The following is a 370-nucleotide window of genomic DNA, read 5'->3' as shown; positions in this document are numbered from 1 at the left end:
GTTTCGTGATGGTCCAGCAGGGTTTGCAATTCTGTACGTTGGCGGCTGATCAGGCCTTTGCTGTTGTCACGCACGCGCGACTCGTCGGTGGTTGCCAGGCGCAACGCTTCCAGACGGATGCTGGCCACGTAGGCCGCGCTGTCATGGATATTCTCGATGCTCGGCATCCACGACCCCTCGATCACCAGGGCGCTTTCACGCAGCTTGGCCATCTGACCCAGACCAAACAGGCCGACAATCACCAGCAGGCTGGCCAACACCCCAAAACTCAGACTGGCGCGCAGCCCGATCCTCATGTTCCTCAATGACATCTCAGTGCTCCTCGGGCGATTAAAACCAGTTCCCGGATCGGTCTTCTGACCTTGTTAGG

General features: G+C 58.6%; 1 protein-coding gene. It reads right to left on the bottom strand.

The window, feature by feature from the left end; all coding sequences use genetic code 11:
• Positions 1-311, bottom strand: a 311-nt coding sequence (locus tag C661_RS23295) for an MCP four helix bundle domain-containing protein (protein ID WP_192812680.1), incomplete at its 3' end; no start/stop codon positions are given.
• Positions 312-370: the final 59 nt, after the last annotated feature.

It is taken from the genome of Clostridium tunisiense TJ (assembly GCF_000300195.1).
GTDB lineage: Bacteria > Bacillota > Clostridia > Clostridiales > Clostridiaceae > Clostridium_J > Clostridium_J tunisiense.
This window is presented reverse-complemented; position numbering and strand designations above follow the sequence as displayed.